This window comes from Piscinibacter defluvii (assembly GCF_004011805.1).
GTDB lineage: Bacteria > Pseudomonadota > Gammaproteobacteria > Burkholderiales > Burkholderiaceae_C > Piscinibacter > Piscinibacter defluvii.
This window is the reverse complement of sequence record NZ_ML137200.1, coordinates 130,625-145,898: the sequence shown is the minus strand read 5'-3', so window position 1 is coordinate 145,898 and position 15,274 is coordinate 130,625. Positions and strand designations below refer to the sequence as shown.

14 protein-coding genes are annotated in these 15,274 nt (G+C 72.0%); 4 read left to right on the top strand and 10 right to left on the bottom strand.

Annotation, left to right across the window (positions count from 1 at the left end):
* Positions 1-197: 197 nt before the first annotated feature.
* Genes D9C15_RS34470 through D9C15_RS09115 form a run of 5 tightly spaced genes read right to left on the bottom strand, consistent with a single transcriptional unit; the run spans position 198 to position 6,628 of the window.
* Positions 198-1,769, bottom strand: coding sequence for a methyl-accepting chemotaxis protein (locus D9C15_RS34470; protein ID WP_127997133.1), 1,572 nt, complete (start codon positions 1,767-1,769; stop codon positions 198-200).
* 20 nt (positions 1,770-1,789) lie between these two features.
* A complete protein-coding gene (locus D9C15_RS34465) occupies positions 1,790-3,580 on the bottom strand; it encodes a methyl-accepting chemotaxis protein (RefSeq protein ID WP_127997132.1) in 1,791 nt (596 codons plus the stop codon).
* Positions 3,581-3,591: 11 nt separating this feature from the next.
* Complete coding sequence (locus tag D9C15_RS09125) at positions 3,592-5,715, bottom strand: chemotaxis protein CheA (RefSeq protein WP_127997131.1); 2,124 nt, start codon at positions 5,713-5,715, stop codon at positions 3,592-3,594.
* 31 nt (positions 5,716-5,746) lie between these two features.
* Positions 5,747-6,109 carry a response regulator gene (locus tag D9C15_RS09120; RefSeq protein ID WP_112191421.1) on the bottom strand — a complete coding sequence of 121 codons (363 nt, stop codon included), beginning with the start codon at positions 6,107-6,109 and terminating at the stop codon, positions 5,747-5,749.
* A gap of 57 nt (positions 6,110-6,166) precedes the next feature.
* Positions 6,167-6,628 carry a hypothetical protein gene (locus D9C15_RS09115; RefSeq protein WP_127997130.1) on the bottom strand — a complete coding sequence of 154 codons (462 nt, stop codon included), beginning with the start codon at positions 6,626-6,628 and terminating at the stop codon, positions 6,167-6,169.
* A gap of 166 nt (positions 6,629-6,794) precedes the next feature.
* Here D9C15_RS09115 and D9C15_RS09110 point away from each other — a divergent pair, with 166 nt between their 5' ends.
* The 3 genes from D9C15_RS09110 (at position 6,795) to D9C15_RS09100 (ending at position 10,783) form a co-directional block, all read left to right on the top strand.
* Complete coding sequence (locus tag D9C15_RS09110; RefSeq protein WP_127997129.1) at positions 6,795-7,946, top strand: hybrid sensor histidine kinase/response regulator; 1,152 nt, start codon at positions 6,795-6,797, stop codon at positions 7,944-7,946.
* Positions 7,943-8,581: a response regulator gene (locus D9C15_RS09105; RefSeq protein ID WP_127997128.1), complete on the top strand. Its 639-nt coding sequence runs from the start codon at positions 7,943-7,945 to the stop codon at positions 8,579-8,581. Before D9C15_RS09110 ends, D9C15_RS09105 begins: the two co-directional genes overlap by 4 nt.
* Before the next feature lie 150 nt (positions 8,582-8,731).
* The gene (locus D9C15_RS09100; RefSeq protein ID WP_127997127.1) at positions 8,732-10,783 is read left to right on the top strand and encodes a putative bifunctional diguanylate cyclase/phosphodiesterase; all 2,052 of its coding nucleotides are present in this window, start codon (positions 8,732-8,734) and stop codon (positions 10,781-10,783) included.
* On the opposite strand, the gene D9C15_RS09095 is transcribed toward D9C15_RS09100, so the two are convergent.
* The gene (locus D9C15_RS09095) at positions 10,761-11,192 is read right to left on the bottom strand and encodes a DUF1841 family protein (RefSeq protein ID WP_127997126.1); all 432 of its coding nucleotides are present in this window, start codon (positions 11,190-11,192) and stop codon (positions 10,761-10,763) included. The two genes, D9C15_RS09100 and D9C15_RS09095, sit on opposite strands and share 23 nt — an antisense overlap.
* 35 nt (positions 11,193-11,227) lie before the next feature.
* On the opposite strand from D9C15_RS09095, the gene D9C15_RS09090 reads away from it, so the two are divergent.
* A complete protein-coding gene (locus D9C15_RS09090) occupies positions 11,228-11,995 on the top strand; it encodes a sulfite exporter TauE/SafE family protein (RefSeq protein ID WP_127997125.1) in 768 nt (255 codons plus the stop codon).
* Here D9C15_RS09090 and D9C15_RS09085 read toward each other — a convergent pair whose 3' ends face one another.
* From D9C15_RS09085 to D9C15_RS09070, 4 genes are all read right to left on the bottom strand, one after another.
* Complete coding sequence (locus D9C15_RS09085) at positions 11,996-12,523, bottom strand: SRPBCC family protein (protein WP_127997124.1); 528 nt, start codon at positions 12,521-12,523, stop codon at positions 11,996-11,998.
* Positions 12,524-12,536: 13 nt separating this feature from the next.
* Positions 12,537-13,187 (bottom strand): dihydrofolate reductase family protein, encoded by a 651-nt coding sequence (locus D9C15_RS09080; RefSeq protein WP_127997123.1) that lies wholly within the window; start codon positions 13,185-13,187, stop codon positions 12,537-12,539.
* Positions 13,188-13,255: 68 nt separating this feature from the next.
* Positions 13,256-14,674, bottom strand: coding sequence for a coniferyl aldehyde dehydrogenase (locus D9C15_RS09075; protein WP_375138764.1), 1,419 nt, complete (start codon positions 14,672-14,674; stop codon positions 13,256-13,258).
* A 50-nt stretch (positions 14,675-14,724) separates the two neighbouring features.
* On the bottom strand, positions 14,725-15,273 hold the full coding sequence (locus D9C15_RS09070; protein ID WP_127997122.1) for a DUF3299 domain-containing protein: 549 nt from the start codon (positions 15,271-15,273) through the stop codon (positions 14,725-14,727).
* Position 15,274: the final 1 nt, after the last annotated feature.

The following is a 15,274-nucleotide window of genomic DNA, read 5'->3' as shown; positions in this document are numbered from 1 at the left end:
AGGCGGAAGGTGAGGAACTCGCCGCCGGCGTGGCTGTGGGAGCGGGCGGCCTCGTGGCGAGCCACGTGCTGGGCGTCGGTGATCATGTCCATGGGAAGTCCTCGAAGCGATGGATGGCTGAAGGGTTTATCGGCCGCCGCCGCACCAACTGAAACGCCGCCCGCAGGCGGCGTTGTGTGACGGGGTCGACGCTTTCCTCAGGGGGCACCCTGCAGACGGAAGCCCGCCACCACGCCGGCCAGGCGTGCGGCCTGATCCTTGAGGCTCTCGGCGGCGGCGGCGGACTGCTCGACGAGGGCGGCGTTCTGCTGGGTCATCTGGTCGAGCTGGCTGACCGCGCCGTTGACCTGGCCGATGCCCTGGCTCTGCTCGGAGCTGGCCGCGCTGATCTCGCCGATGATGTCGCTGACGCGCTGCACGCTGGCCACGATCTCGTGCATGGTCGAGCCGGCATCGGCGACCAGGCGCGAACCGGTGTCCACCTTCTGGACGCTGGCGCCGATGAGTGCCTTGATCTCGCGGGCGGCCTCGGCGCTGCGCTGGGCGAGGCTGCGCACCTCGCCGGCGACGACGGCGAAGCCGCGGCCCTGCTCGCCGGCGCGGGCGGCCTCGACGGCGGCGTTGAGCGCCAGGATGTTGGTCTGGAAGGCGATGCCGTCGATGGTGCCGATGATGTCGGAGATCTTGCGCGAGGAGGCGTTGATCTCGTCCATGGTGGAGACGACCTGGGAGACGACGGAGCCGCCGCGCTGGGCGACCTCGGCGGCGCTGGCGGCGAGCTGATTGGCCTGGGCGGCGGAGTCGGCGCTGTGGCGCACGGTGCCGGTGAGCTGCTCGATGGAGCTGGCGGTCTGCTGCAGGCTGCTGGCGGCCTGCTCGGTGCGGCCGGACAGGTCCTGGCTGCCGCTGGCGATCTCGCTGCCGGCGGTGGCGATGCTGTCGGTGCTGTGGCGCACCTGGCCCACCAGCGAGCGCAGGCTGTCCTGCATGGCCAGCAGCGACTGCTGCAGCCGCGTGGCCTCGTCGCGCCCGCGCGGCTCGAGCCGGCCGGTCAGGTCGCCGCCGGACACCTGCTCGGCGAAGCGGCGCGCCGCCTCCATCGGGCGGCAGATCGACACCATGTTCAGCAGCGTCAGCGGCACCACCACCAGGATCGCCAGTGCCAGCGCGGCACCGAACAGCAGCAGGGTGTGGCGCTGGGCGGCGTCGGCCTCGGTGCGGGACTCGCGCGACTCGGCGTCGAGCGACTGCGACAGCTCCTCCAGCAGCTTCTCGGCGCCGCGGGCGGATTCCTTGGCCCTGCCGAGCAGGCGGTTGCCCGCGGTGGCGTTGTCGAAGCCGCCTTGCACCAGCTGCCGGATCACCGGCTGCGCGGCCTGGGCGTAGGCCTCGAGCTCGGGCCGCAGCTTGCGCAGCAGCGGGTTGTCCTGGTCCTCCTCGCCCTCGAGCATCTTGTCGATCAGGCCCAGTGCGCGCGCGTGCGCCTCGGTCCAGCGCTGCTGGTAGCGCTGGACCTCGCCCGGCTGCTCGTAGTTGATGACCATGTCCTTCTCGAAGCGCCGCAGGTCGCCCAGCGCGCTGCGCAGCTGCCCGAGCTGCTGTGCTTCGGTGACGGTGTTGTCGGCGAAGTGCTGGGCGACGCGCTCGATGCGCAGCATGCCGGCGATGCCGGCCCCGCCGACGAGGCCGAGCAGCACGAGCACGACGACGATCGCGCCCAGCATGCGGGTGCGGATGCTGAAACCGCGCAGCAGGTCCTGGATATTCATGTCTTGGGCTCCGCCCGGGGTCAGAAGGTTTCCCAGTCGCCGTCGCCCGCGGCGACGGTGCCGGCGGGGGAGACGGCGCGTGCCGCGGCCGGTTCGGCAACGGTCGGCGCAGGCGCCGCCGACGGGGCGGGCCGGGGCGGCGCCGCGGTGCGTGTGGCCGGTGCCGGCCGCGCCGGCCGTGCCGGGCGCGCCGGCGCGGCGGGCCTGACGCCCGGCCGGGGTGCGGCCGAGGCCGCGGCTGCCGGGGCGGCCGCGGCGACGGCGGGCTCGTCGAGGCGGAAGCTGCCGACCAGCTGGCTCAGGCGCTGGGCCTGTTCCTTCAGGCTCTCGGCCGCCGCCGCGGACTCCTCCACCAGCGCCGCGTTCTGCTGCGTCATCTGGTCGAGATGGTTGACCGCCACGTTGACCTGGCCGATGCCGTCCGACTGCTCCGAGGTGGCGGCACTGATCTCGCCGATCATGTCGCTGACGCGCTGCACCGAGGCGACGATCTCGTTCATCGTGCTGCCGGCGTCGCCGACCAGGCGCGACCCGGCGTCGACCTTCTCGACGCTGGCGCCGATCAGCGCCTTGATCTCGCGTGCCGCGGTCGCGCTGCGCTGGGCCAGCGATCGCACCTCGCCGGCCACCACCGCGAAGCCGCGGCCCTGCTCGCCGGCGCGGGCCGCCTCGACGGCGGCGTTGAGCGCCAGGATGTTGGTCTGGAAGGCGATCCCGTCGATCGTGCCGATGATGTCAGCGATGCGCCGGGAGGCGCCGTTGATCTCGTCCATCGTCGAGACCACGCGTGCCACGACCGCGCCGCCGCGCTGCGCCACCTCGGACGCGGAGGCCGCCAGCTGGTTGGCCTGGCGGGCCGAGTCGGCGCTCTGGCGCACGGTGCCGGTGAGCTGCTCCATCGAGCTGGCGGTCTGCTGCAGGCTGCTGGCGGCCTGCTCGGTGCGGCTGGACAGGTCCTGGCTGCCGCTGGCGATCTCGCTGCTGGCGGTGCCGATCGAGTCGGTGCTGCGGCGCACCTCGCCGACCAGGCGGCGCAGCGCGGCCTGCATCGCCGCGATGGCGCGCAGCAGCTCACCCGTCTCGTCGCGCCCGCCGTCGGGCACGCGGCAACTCAGGTTGCCCTCGGCGATCTCGGCAGCCACCGCGGCGGCCTGGCGCACCGGTGCACTCACCGAGCGCGTGATCAGCCAGGCCAGCGTGCCGCCCAGCGCCAGGCAGGCGAGCAGCGTGAGGCCGATGACCGTGCGGGCGCTGCTCAGGTCCTGGCGCGCCTCGGCCTGCTGGCCGGCGGCCAGCTCGATCTCGAACTCGCGCAGCGCGGTCATCGCCGCGAGGTACTCCTGGGCGGCCGGCAGCATGCGCTGGGCCAGCAGGGCCTGCGCGCCGGCGCTGTCGCCGGCCTTGGTCAGCCCGGTGACCTGGCGGCGCAGCTCCAGGTAGGCCTGGCGGCGCTCGCCGATGGTCGCGAGCAGGGCCTTGCCGCGCTCCGACTCGATCGCCGATTCGAGGTCCTTCTGCAGCGTGCTGATCTGCTCGGAGGTCTGCTTCATCAGCGGCGCGGCCCAGGCGTCGACCTCGGCGTGGCCGCCCGACTTGGCCAGCGCCACCGCGCGGGCGATGTTGAGTTCGGTGCGGCTGGTCCACTCGGCCATCACCGCGGCGCGGCGGGCGTACTCTTCGGCCCGGGCGAGGTCGCGCTCGGTGGCGACCGTGCGCTGCCAGGCCACCAGCGCGATGACCAGTGCCAGGGCCAGCACCGCGCCGAAGCCCGCGGCCAGGCGGGTGCCCAGGCGAAGTCGCTGCAGGTTCATGGCGGGAGCCCTCAGTGGCGCGCGCGGCGCACCAGCGCGCCGATGTCCAGGATCAGAGCGACGCGGCCGTCGCCCATGATGGTGGCGCCGGAGACGTCCTCGACGCGGCGGTAGTTGGCCTCGAGGTTCTTCACGACGACCTGCTGCTGCCCGAGCAGCTCGTCGACCAGCAGCGCGACGCGCCCGCCCTCGGCCTCGACCACCACCATGATCGCGCTGACACGCTCGAAGTCGAAGCGCGGCACGCTGAACACCTGCTCGAGCTCGAGCACGGGCATGTACTCGTCGCGCACCTGCACCACGCGGCCGGAGCCGCCGATCGTGCGGATCATCCCGTCCTGCACCTGGAACGACTCGACCACGCTGGACAGCGGCAGGATGTAGCACTCCTCGCCGACGCCCACGCTCATGCCGTCCATGATCGCCAGCGTCAGCGGCAGGCGCACCTTGACGCTCATGCCGTAGCCCTCGGCCGAGTCGATCTCGACCGTGCCGCCCAGCGCGGTGATGTTCTTCTTCACCACGTCCATGCCGACGCCGCGGCCGGACACGTCGGTCACCACCTCGGCAGTGGAGAAGCCGGCGGCGAAGATCAGGTTGTAGACCTCCTGGTCGGTCATCGAGTCGGGCGCGTCCAGGCCGCGCTCGCGGGCCTTCTTCAGCAGCTTCTCGCGCGACAGGCCGCGGCCGTCGTCGCGCACCTCGATGACGATCGAGCCGCCCTGGTGCGATGCGCTCAGGGTGATGGTGCCGTGCTCGGGCTTGCCCTTGGCGAGCCGGTCGGCGGGCAGCTCGATGCCGTGGTCGCAGCTGTTGCGCACCAGGTGCGTCAGCGGGTCGGTGATCTTCTCGACCAGGCCCTTGTCGAGCTCGGTGGCCTCGCCGTGCGTCACGAACTCGACCTTCTTGCCGAGCTTGGCGGCCAGGTCGCGCAGCATGCGCGGGAAGCGGTTGAACACCACCGACATCGGGATCATGCGGATCGACATCACCGCTTCCTGCAGGTCGCGGGTGTTGCGCTCCAGGTCGGCGAGGCCGGCGGCCATCTGCTGGTGCAGCGCCAGGTCCACGCTCTTGCTGTTCTGCGCCAGCATGGCCTGCGTGATGACGAGCTCGCCGACCAGGTTGATCAGCTGGTCGACCTTCTCGACCGAGACACGCAGCGTCGACGAATCCAGCGCCGCACCGCCCGCCTTCTCGGCCTTGGCCGCGGGCTTGGCCACCGGCTTGGGCGCCGGTGCGGCCGCGGCCGGTGCCGCGGTGGCGGCGGCGGCTGCACCGCCGGCCTGGGGCGCGCCGGGCGCGTCGTCGAAGAAGCCGTACCCCGGGTCGCGTGTTTCCTCCGGCTCCGGCGCGCCGGGGTTGCCGGCATGGAAGCCGTAGCCGGGGCCCAGCGGCAGCAGCGCGAGCGCCTCGCGGGCGACGTGGAAGGTGAACAGGTCCAGCAGGTCGCTGTCGCTGCTGGTGGTGACGACCTTGAAGCGGCGGATGCCGTCGCTCGGCTGCCCGCCGTCGATCGGCTCGAGCGTGCCGAGGTCGGTGATCTCCTTGAACAGCTCGGCCAGGTTGTCGGCCTGCCCGGGATCCTCCAGCGGGCCGACGCGCAGCTCGAGCTGGCGCGCCTGGCTGGCCGCGGCATTCGCCGGGGCGGCATCGGCAACCGGTGCCGCGGCGGCGGGGGCAGCGGCCGGTGCGGCGGCGGCCCGCGCGGGCAGGGCCTCGCCGTCGGCCAGCGCGCGGATGTTGAACAGCAGTTCGGTGGTGTCGATCTCCACGCCGCCGCCGCCCTGGTGGCGCGCCAGCTGCGCACGCAGTGCATCGCCCGAGGCGAGCAGCACGTCGACCATCGCCGGCGTCGGTGCCAGCTCGCGGCGGCGCAGCTTGTCCAGCAGCGTCTCCATCTGGTGCGTCAGCTCGGCCACGTCGGCGAAGCCGAAGGTCGCCGCACCGCCCTTGACGGAGTGGGCGCAGCGGAAGATGGAGTTCAGCTCCTCGTCGTCCGCCGACTCGATGTCGACCTCGAGCAGCTGCTGCTCCATGCGGTCCAGGTTCTCGCCGGCCTCCTCGAAGAAGACCTGGTAGAACTGGCTCAGGTCGATGCCGGCACCGGCGTTGTCCGAACTCGTCTCGGCCATGGCGTGGGACTCCCGTGTTCTTCCGTGCGCCTTACTTGATGACCTTCTTGATGACCTCGAGCAGCTTGCTCGGGTCGAAGGGCTTGACCAGCCAGCCGGTGGCGCCGGCGCTGCGGCCGGCCTGCTTCATCTGGTCGCTCGACTCGGTGGTCAGGATCAGGATCGGCGTGGCCTTGAACTTCGGGTTGTCGCGCAGCTTGCGCGTCAGTCCGATGCCGTCCAGGCGTGGCATGTTCTGGTCGGTCAGCACGAGGTCGAAGTCGCGGCTGCCGGCCTTCTCCCACGCGTCCTGCCCGTCCACCGCCTCGACGACGTTGTAGCCCGCGCTCTTGAGCGTGAAGGAGACCATCTGGCGCATCGAGGCCGAGTCGTCCACAGCGAGGATTGAATGCATGTTGGGCTCCGGTAACGAGGGGATATCGGTGGGGGCGGTGTTTTGTTGAGGGCGGGGTCAGAACAGTTCGATGGAACCTGCGTCCATCTCGTCCTGCGTCACGGGATTGGGGCGCAGCGGGGGGCCCGCGACGACCGTCTCGCCGTCCTCGTCGTCGCCCATGGCTTCGGCGGCCAGGCGGTCGGCACAGCTGCGCAGGCGCAGGCTGGTGTGGTTGATCAGCTGCGAGGCCATGTCCTGGAACTGCATCGCGGTGATGGCGCCGGCCAGGTGCTGCATCGCGTCGTGCAGCTCGCGGGTGTTCAGCTCCGGGTGCTGCGCCATCGCGTGCAGCAGGTGGTTGAGCTGACCCGAGGCGCCGTAGAAGTGGCCCAGCAGCGCATCGCTCGCATCCCCGAGCAGGCGTTGCAGACGCTCGAGGTCGTTGGTGGCCGTCATCAGGTCGTCCTGCAGGTCCGCGGCGGCCAGCAGCGGCAGGGTGCCGCCGACGGGCGTCTCGGTCAGGGGGCTGTCGGTCATCGTGGCTCCGGGCAGGTGCTCGCGTCACGGCCCCAGCGGCCGTCGGCGATCACGAGGATTTTCGGCAGCGGTCGCGAATTCATTAGGGCGATCTGGGCGTGAAATCGGGCCAGATTCCCCACCTTGCGCCACAGGGCTGGCCGGGGCCTCGCGGCATACTTCACGAATGGCCCGGCTGCCCCTGCCGCATTCGCTGCGCGTGCTGCACCTCGAAGACTCCGCGCTCGACCACGAGCTGGCGCTGGCGCACCTGCGCCGCGGCGGGCTGGAGGTGCATTCGCTGCGGGTCGACTCCGAGGCCGGCTACCTGGCTGCGCTCGAGCAGCGCGACTGGGACGTGGTGCTGTCGGACTTCAACCTGCCGGGCTTCTCCGGCCTGGTCGCGCTGGACCTGCTCAAGGCCAGCGGTCGCGACGTGCCCTTCATCCTGGTCTCCGGCGAGATCGGCGAGGACGTGGCGGTCGAGGCGATGCGCAACGGTGCCAGCGACTACCTGCTGAAGAACAACCTGACGCGGCTGGTGCCGGCGCTGCTGCACGCGGTGGAGGCGCACGAGACGCGCCGGGCGCGCGAACGCGCCGACCGCGAGCTGAACAAGTCCAAGCAGCGCCTGCGCGAGCTCGCCCAGCACCTGCAGACCAGCATCGAGCACGAGCGCCAGGCGATCGCGCGCGAGATCCACGACGACGTCGGCGGCTCGCTGACCGCGCTGAAGTTCGACCTCGCCTGGATCGCGCGCCACACCACCGACGAGGGCGTGCGCCTGCGCGTGGTGTCGGCGCTCGAGACGGTGACGCTGGCGATCGAGTCGAGCCAGCGCATCATGCACAACCTGCGCCCGGCGATCCTCGAGCAGGGCCTGGTGGCCGCGCTGCAGTGGATCGCCACGCGCTTCGAGAAGCGCACCGGCATCCCCTGCCAGGTGCGCATCCCGTCGCAGGCGCCGGAGTGGCCGGCCGGCGTGCCGCTGGTGGCCTACCGCACCGCCCAGGAGGCGCTGACCAACATCACCAAGCACGCGCAGGCCACGCGCGTGCAGATCGACCTCTCGCTGGCCGGCGGGGTGATGTCGCTGGAGATCAGCGACAACGGCCGCGGCCTCAGCCAGCAGGACCTGGCCAAGGCGCGCAGCTTCGGCATCCGCGGCCTGCACGAGCGTGCCGGCACGGTGGGCGGCTGGATCGACCTGTCCAGCGGCCCGGCCGGCACCACCTTGATACTCTCGATCCCGTTGACGCCGGGCGCCGAGCCGCCGACGACCACCTCGCCGACGCCGCTGCACGAACCCGACGATCCTTCGCAGTGGGGCAGCCTGTGATCAAAGTCATTCTGTGCGACGACCATGCGCTGATCCGGCGCGGCATCCGCGACACGCTGTCGGATGCGCCGGACATCCAGGTCATCGGCGAGGCGGGCGACTACGGCGAGCTGCGCGAACTGCTGCGCAAGCATGCCGCCGACGTGCTGGTGCTCGACATCAACCTGCCCGGCGGCCGCAGCGGCCTGGACGTGCTGCACGTGCTCAAGGACGAGGGCCTGCCGATGCGCGTGCTGGTGGTCTCGATGTACCCCGAGGACCAGTACGCGATCCGCGCGCTGCGCGCCGGCGCCTTCGGCTACGTCAACAAGGGCGGCGATCCGGCGCTGCTGGTCAACGCGGTGCGCACGGTGGCTCAGGGCCGCAAGTACGTCACGCCCGAGATCGCGCAGATGCTGGTCGAGAGCCTCACCGCGCCGGTGGTCGAGAACTCGCACGAGAAGCTGTCCGACCGCGAGCTGCAGACCCTGGTGCTGATCGCCTCGGGCAAGCGGCTCTCGGACATCGCCGAGGAGCTCAAGCTCAGCCCCAAGACGGTGAGCGTCTACCGCGCCCGGGTGCTCGAGAAGCTGTCGCTCGCGAACAACTCCGAGATGACGGTCTACGCGATCCGGCACGGCCTGGTCGGCAACTGATCCCCCCTCGGCGGGGGGCGCCGTTGCGGCTTGTTTCACGCCCTGGGCCTTTGTGCGCGCTCAAGCGCAATGCATTGCCGCCGAAAGCACGCAAGATGACGAGCAGCGGACCGTTCGGGTCCGCCATCCGATGAACCCATCCTCCGGTCGATGCTGATCGCTGCCTGCTTCGTGGTCACCGCCTGCCTGCTCTGGCTCGCCGGCGAGGTGTCCGTGGCCGCGTCCATGCGACCGCGGCGCGTGGCGCGCGCCGGCGTCGGCGCGGCCCTGCTGCTGGCGGCCGGCGGCCTGTGGTGGCCGGCCCATGCGCTGCCGATGGAAGGCACGCTGGCCGCGGCCGGCGGCGCCTGGAACCTGGTGGTCTGGCTGCCCGGGCTGGCGCTGGCGGCGCTCGGCGCCGCGGCGGCGAGGGCCATCGCCCGGCAACACTGGCTCGGCACGGTCGGTGCCGCCGCGGCGTTGCTGGCGGTCGCGTACTCGCTGCTGATGCTGGCGCTGCCCGGGCTGTTCCGCCTCGGCGGCAATGGGCTGTTCAGTGTCGGCCTGGCCGTGCTGGCGCTGGCGGTCGCGATGGTGGGCCTGTTCATCCGGCTCGAGAGCCCGGCCGCGGCGCGGGTGCTGCGCGCCACGGCGGCGCTGGTCGCAGCCGGCGTGCTCGCGCTCGGGTCGGCGATCGCCGCCAGCTCGCCGGCGGTCGGCAGCGGCACGCCGTTCGCCGTGCTGGCCGTGCTGGCCGCGCTGGCGGGCGTGGCCGGCGTGCTGCTGGCCGTGTTGCGGCAGCCCGACCAGGGCCAGGCGCCGGAACTGCCGGTGCGCCAGTCGCGCCTGGCGATCGACGGACTGACCGGCCTGCCCACGCGCCTGTTCTTCGAAGAACGGCTCGCGCAGGCGGCCAAGCGCTGCGACGCCAAGCGCAGCAAGCTGGCGGTGCTGTTCGTCGATCTCGACGGCTTCAAGCCGGTCAACGATTCCTTCGGCCACAGCTGCGGCGACCGCGTGCTCGAGCAGGTCGGCGCGCGGCTCAAGGCCTTCGGCCGCGGCGGCGACGTGGTCGCCCGCGTCGGCGGCGACGAGTTCCTGCTGCTGCTGCCCGGCGTCTCGTCGACCGAGGTGCTGGCGCAGGCCGCGCAGGGCCTGATCGAGTCGCTGTCCCGGCCCTACAAGGTGGAGGATCGCGAGATCGGCATCTCCTGCTCGGTGGGCATCGCGGTCTACCCGGACGGCTGCGACGCGGCCAAGCTGATCGCCCGCGCCGACGTCGCGATGTACGCCGCCAAGCGTGCCGGCGGCACGCGCCATGCCTTCTACACCGCGGCGATGGACAGCGACGCGCAGCAGAACTTCGACATGATGCGCGACCTGCGCCAGGCGCTGGCCAACAACGAGCTGGAGCTGTTCTTCCAGCCCAAGATCGACGCGCGCAGCGGCAAGGTCACCGCCGCCGAGGCGCTGGTGCGCTGGCAACACCCGAGCCGCGGCATGGTGATGCCCGGACAGTTCATCCCGCTGGCCGAGCGCTCGGGCCTGATCGGCCCGCTCGGCAACTGGGTCATCGAGGCGGCCTGCAAGCAGGCCCGCGCCTGGCGCGACAAGGGCCTGCGCATGCGCGTGGCGATCAACGTCTCGGCCTACCAGATGCGCCAGGAGGACCTGGTCGACCGCATCGCCGATGCGCTCAAGCGCCACCGCATCCGCCCCTCGCTGCTGACGCTCGAGATCACCGAGACGGCGGCGATGGAGGACACGCGCGCCACGCAGGAGACCTTCCGCCGCCTCGGCGAGCTCGGCGTGCACCTGTCGATCGACGATTTCGGCACCGGCTACTCGAGCCTGGCCTACCTGCGCAAGTTGCCGGCCGAGGAGCTGAAGATCGACCGCGTGTTCGTGCAGGACGTCGAGCACAGCGCCGACGCGCGCGCGGTGGTCGACGCGGTGCTCAAGCTCGCCCACGCGCTCGGGCTGAAGGTGGTGGCCGAGGGCGTGGAGAACCCGCGCCAGCAGCAGATCCTCGTCGAGCTCGGCTGCGACGAGCTGCAGGGCTTCCTGTTCGCCAAGCCGATGACGGCGCGCGCGCTGCTGCTGTGGGCGATCGGCGACCGCACCGAATCTGCGGTGTTCCGCAACTCGCTGTTCGGCGAGACGCGCGACGGCTCGCGCATCGCGGCGCGCACGGTCGCCTCTATCGCGTCGCGCGCCGCCTGACGCAGTCGAGGTAGGCCAGCCCGTCGGGCGGTGCCCCGCTGCGCTGCGAGGCCCAGATCATCTCGCCCAGGCACTCCATCACCTCGTGCTGCGCCTCGTGCGCCGAGCCGCGCCGGGCGGCCAGCAGCTCGTAGGCCTGCTTGATGCCGCGCGGCTGGTCGATGGAGACCTGCTCGCTGATCGTCAGGTGCATCGACAGGTGCAGGAAGGGGTTGGTGCGGCCGGCCTCGACCTCGTAGACCGCGGCCAGCGCGGCGTCCAGGTCGGCGAGCTCGGCGTGGTACTCGGGGTGCTGGGCGATCCAGTCGCCGGCCAGCGCCTCCATCGGGGTGAGCGGCAGCGCGGCGCGCTGCTTGCGCAGCGTCTCGCAGAAGAAGCGCCGCACGTCGTTCTGGGAAGGGGCGAACATCCGACAATTGTCGGCGGATCGACGAAGGGACGGGGATGCTCGCGTGGAACGACCTGCCGCTGATCACGGATGCGGCCTTCTACGCCGTCGCCGTGCCGGCGGTGCTGATGATGGGCCTGTCCAAGAGCGGCTTCCTGGGCGGCTTCGGCTCGCTGGCGGTGCCGCTGATGGCGCTGACCGTGCCGGTGCCGCAGGCCGCGGCGATCATGCTGCCGCTGCTGGCGGTGATGGACGCCACCGGGCTGCAGCAGCTCTGGCGCGCCTGCGACCGCGCGCTGCTGGCGCTGCTGCTGCCGGCCGGGCTGCTCGGCACCGTGGTCGGCACGCTGTCCTTCGGCGTGCTCAGCACCAAGACCGTGGCCGGCGTGGTGGGCGCGCTGACGCTGCTGTTCCTGGCCCAGCGGCTGCTGTTCCCGCCGCGCGCCGACGCCGCGCCGCCAGGGCGCCGCACCGGCTTCGTGCTCGGCATCGCCTCGGGCTTCACCAGCTTCGTGGCGCACGCCGGCAGCCCGCCGATCAACGCCTACGTGCTGCCGCTGAAGCTGCCGCCGCTCACCTACGCGGCGACGATGGCGGTGTTCTTCGCCGCGGTGAACCTGTCGAAGTGGATTCCGTACGCCTTCCTCGGCCTGATCGACCTGCGCAACATGGCCACCTCGCTGGTGCTGCTGCCGCTCGCGCCGCTCGGCGTGTGGCTGGGCATCTGGGCCACGAAACGCATCCCGTCGGCCTGGTTCTACCGGCTCGCCTATGCCGGCATGGGCCTCACCGGCGCGAAGCTGCTGGTCGACGGGCTGCGCTGATCAGGGCTTCTCCGCCGCGGCCTTCAGGTTGGCGAGCCCGGCCTCGAAGTCCGGGCCGACCATCGCGTCCATGCTGACGAACACCGACATCAGCTTGGAGAGGAACGGCATCGCCCCGCTCATCGCCCAGGTGACGCGGGTGCCGCTGCCCTCGGGCTGCAGGGTGAAGTCGACCCGGTTGGTCGCCTCCATCGGCGCGCGGAAATCGAGCCGCGCGGCCACCAGGCGCCCGGGCACGGACTCGATGATCTGCATGCGGCCGCTGCCGAGCTTCTCGCCGGTCCAGCTGTAGGCCGCGCCGGTGCCGCTGGCCGGGCCCTCGTAGCTGAGCTTGGTCGTCGGGTCCTTCAGGGCCCAGGGGTTCCAGGTGTTGAAGCCGTGCAGGTCGTTGATCAACCCGAACACCCGCTCGGGCGGGGCAGCGATCGTCGTGCTGCGCTGCAGGGCGAAGCTGTCCGGCCGCGTGGCGGCGAAGCCGAGCAGGCCCAGCACGGCAACCACGACGATGATCAGCAGCGTCTTGAACATGAGGGTCTCCTGGTCAGCGGGGCCGGCGCACCAGCACCACGTGGGTCGCGTTCTCGCCGGCCGTGTGTTCGGCGACCTGCCAGCCCAGCGCCGGCAGGTCGATGCCGTGCAGCAGCAGCTCGCCACGGCCCATCAGCACCGGCGCGACGGCCAGGTGCATCTCGTCGAGCAGCCCGGCGCGCAGGTACTGGCGGATCGTCGCGGCGCCGCCACCCAGGCGCACGTCGCGCCCGCCCGCGGCCGCGCGGGCCCGCTCGAGTGCGGCCTCGATGCCGTCGGTGACGAAGTGGAAGGTCGTGCCGCCCTGCATCTCGAGCGGGGGCCGCGCGTGGTGCGTCAGCACGAACACCGGCACATGGTAGGGCGGCTCGTCGCCCCACCAGCCGCGCCAGCGGTCGTCCGGCCAGGGGCCGCGCACCGGGCCGAACATGTTGCGGCCGAGGATCCAGGCGCCGACGTTCTCGAAGCCGCGCCGCGCGAAGCCGTCGTCGATGCCGGTCGAGCCGCCTTCCTGGCCGAACATCGTGCGGAAGGTGCGAGTCGCGAAGGCCCAGCCGAACATCGCATGGCCGCCCACGCCGAGCGGGTTCTGCAGGTCCTGGTCGGGGCCGGCGCCGAAACCGTCGAGCGAGACCGAGAACGACTTCACCTTCAACTGGCTCATGCAGACGCTCCGTGGCGTGGGGTTACCGGCACGACGAACCAGTGGCGCGGAATTCGACAGCCGGCCCCTCACCAGCGCTTCATCAGCCCGAGCAGGCGCCGCATGGTCGCACCGTAGGGCGGCAGGAACAAGGCCATGCCGTTCAGGCGCGACTGGCGGAACACCGGCACCAGCTTGCTGAAGGTGTCGAAGCCCCAGCGGCCGTGGTAGTGGCCCATGCCCGAGGCGCCCACGCCGCCGAAGGGCAGGCTCTCCTGCGCGATGTGCAGCAGCGTGTCGTTGACCGTCACGCCGCCGGCCGGCAGGGCGCGCAGCGCGGCGTCGGTGCGGGCGCGGTCGTGGTCGAACCAGTACAGCGCCAGCGGGCGCGGACCGGCCTGCACGGCGGCGATCGCGTCCTCCAGCCGGTCGTAGGGCACCAGCGGCAGCAGCGGGCCGAAGATCTCCTCGTGCATCACCGCCGTGTCGGCCGGCGGGTCGAGCAGCAGCTGCGGGGCGAGGCGGTGCCGCGTGTCGTCCTGCTGCGGCCCGTCGAACAGCGGCTCGATGCGCACGCCGCGCGACAGCGCCTCGTCGCGCCAGCCGGCCAGGCGGCGGTACTGGCGCTCGTTGACGATGCTGGCCAGGTTTGCATCCGCCAGCGCGCCCGGGTAGCCGCGCTGGGCCTCGCGCCGGGCCGCCGCGACGAAGTCGCCCAGCAGCGCGCGCGGCAGGCGCACATGGTCCGGCGCGATGCAGGTCTGGCCGGCGTTCAGCAGCTTGCCGGCCAGGATGCGCTGCACCGCATGCTCCAGCGGGTAACCGGGCGTGATGACGGCCGGCGACTTGCCGCCCAGCTCGAGCGTCACCGGCGTCAGGTGCTCGGCGGCGGCGGCCATCACGCGCCGGCCGACTGCCGTCGAGCCGGTGAACAGCAGGTGGTCGAAGGGCAGCGCGCTGAACGCCGCGGCGAGCTCCGGGCCGCCCTCGAGCACCGCCAGTTCCTCCGGCGCGAAGGCCTCGCGCACCAGGCGCGCGAACAGCGCCGAGAAGCCCGGCGTGGCCTCGGGCATCTTGACCAGCACGCGGTTGCCGGCTGCGAGCGCGGCGGCCAGCGGGCCGACGGCGAGGTAGAGCGGGTAGTTCCACGGCACCACGATGCCGACCACGCCCAGCGGCCGCGGCCGGATCTCGGCGCGGGCTGGCAGGAACCACTTGCCCACCGGCGCGCGGCGCGGCGCCATCCAGCGCCGTCCGTGGCGCAGCGCCGACTTCAGCTCCTCGAGCGAGGGCCAGACCTCGGCCAGCTCGGTCTCGATCGCTGGCCGGCCGCCGAAATCGGCGTCGATCGCCGCAGCGATCGCGGCTTCGTGCGTGGCCACCAGCGCCTGCAGGCGGCGCAGCCGGTCGGCCCGCACGCCCCAGTCGGGGCAGGGGTCGGTGCTCAAGGCGCTGCGCTGGCGCTCGAAGGCCAGCAGCAGCTCGTCGCGCATGTCGTGCGGGGTCATGCGGCGATGCTAGGCCGGGCCCGTGCGCCGGGGTGGAGAGGCGCCCCCAATCAGCGCGCCGGCTTCTCGACGTAGGGGATCACCGCCTCGGCGTCGAGCCGGTAGCCCGAGACGCCCATGCCGCTGTCGCTGCGCTGTGCCTTCAGCGTGCCGTCGACCCAGACCACGTCCATCGACTTGAGCTTCGTGCCGGCCTTCGGCAGCACGTGCACGATCTGGTTGGCCGGCGGCGGCGGGGTGTGGATGCAGGCGCCGAAGTAGGGAACCAGCAGGAACTCGGTCATCCCGGCCGCGTTCTCCTCCAGCGGCACCACGTAGCCGGGCAGGCGCACCTTGCGGCCGTCCATCTTGGCGTTGACCGGCGCGTTGTCCCACACCTCGCGCATCTTCTTGAGCATCTGCTGGGCACGCGGGTCGGCGTCGCCGAGCGCGCCGAGGTTCATGCCCTGGAACTGCTTGAGCGGGTCCCAGTCGGCCGGCACCAGGTCGTCCCAGGTGATCTCGGCGAAACCCGGGCGCGGCGGCGGCTTGTCGGCCTGGGCCAGCGCCGCGGTCGCACCGGTCAGGGCCAGCAGCAGGGTGAACAACAGCTTCTTCATC

Excerpts from the sequence above, each read along its gene's own strand:
- D9C15_RS34470 (WP_127997133.1), bottom strand. The coding sequence starts at position 1,769 with ATGAATATCCAGGACCTGCTGCGCGGTTTCAGCATCCGCACCCGCATG.
- D9C15_RS34465 (WP_127997132.1), bottom strand. The coding sequence starts at position 3,580 with ATGAACCTGCAGCGACTTCGCCTGGGCACCCGCCTGGCCGCGGGCTTC.
- D9C15_RS09125 (WP_127997131.1), bottom strand. The coding sequence starts at position 5,715 with ATGGCCGAGACGAGTTCGGACAACGCCGGTGCCGGCATCGACCTGAGC.
- D9C15_RS09120 (WP_112191421.1), bottom strand. The coding sequence starts at position 6,109 with ATGCATTCAATCCTCGCTGTGGACGACTCGGCCTCGATGCGCCAGATG.
- D9C15_RS09115 (WP_127997130.1), bottom strand. The coding sequence starts at position 6,628 with ATGACCGACAGCCCCCTGACCGAGACGCCCGTCGGCGGCACCCTGCCG.
- D9C15_RS09110 (WP_127997129.1), top strand. The coding sequence starts at position 6,795 with ATGGCCCGGCTGCCCCTGCCGCATTCGCTGCGCGTGCTGCACCTCGAA.
- D9C15_RS09100 (WP_127997127.1), top strand. The coding sequence starts at position 8,732 with ATGCTGATCGCTGCCTGCTTCGTGGTCACCGCCTGCCTGCTCTGGCTC.
- D9C15_RS09095 (WP_127997126.1), bottom strand. The coding sequence starts at position 11,192 with ATGTTCGCCCCTTCCCAGAACGACGTGCGGCGCTTCTTCTGCGAGACG.
- D9C15_RS09090 (WP_127997125.1), top strand. The coding sequence starts at position 11,228 with ATGCTCGCGTGGAACGACCTGCCGCTGATCACGGATGCGGCCTTCTAC.
- D9C15_RS09085 (WP_127997124.1), bottom strand. The coding sequence starts at position 12,523 with ATGTTCAAGACGCTGCTGATCATCGTCGTGGTTGCCGTGCTGGGCCTG.
- D9C15_RS09080 (WP_127997123.1), bottom strand. The coding sequence starts at position 13,187 with ATGAGCCAGTTGAAGGTGAAGTCGTTCTCGGTCTCGCTCGACGGTTTC.
- D9C15_RS09075 (WP_375138764.1), bottom strand. The coding sequence starts at position 14,674 with ATGACCCCGCACGACATGCGCGACGAGCTGCTGCTGGCCTTCGAGCGC.
- D9C15_RS09070 (WP_127997122.1), bottom strand. The coding sequence starts at position 15,273 with ATGAAGAAGCTGTTGTTCACCCTGCTGCTGGCCCTGACCGGTGCGACC.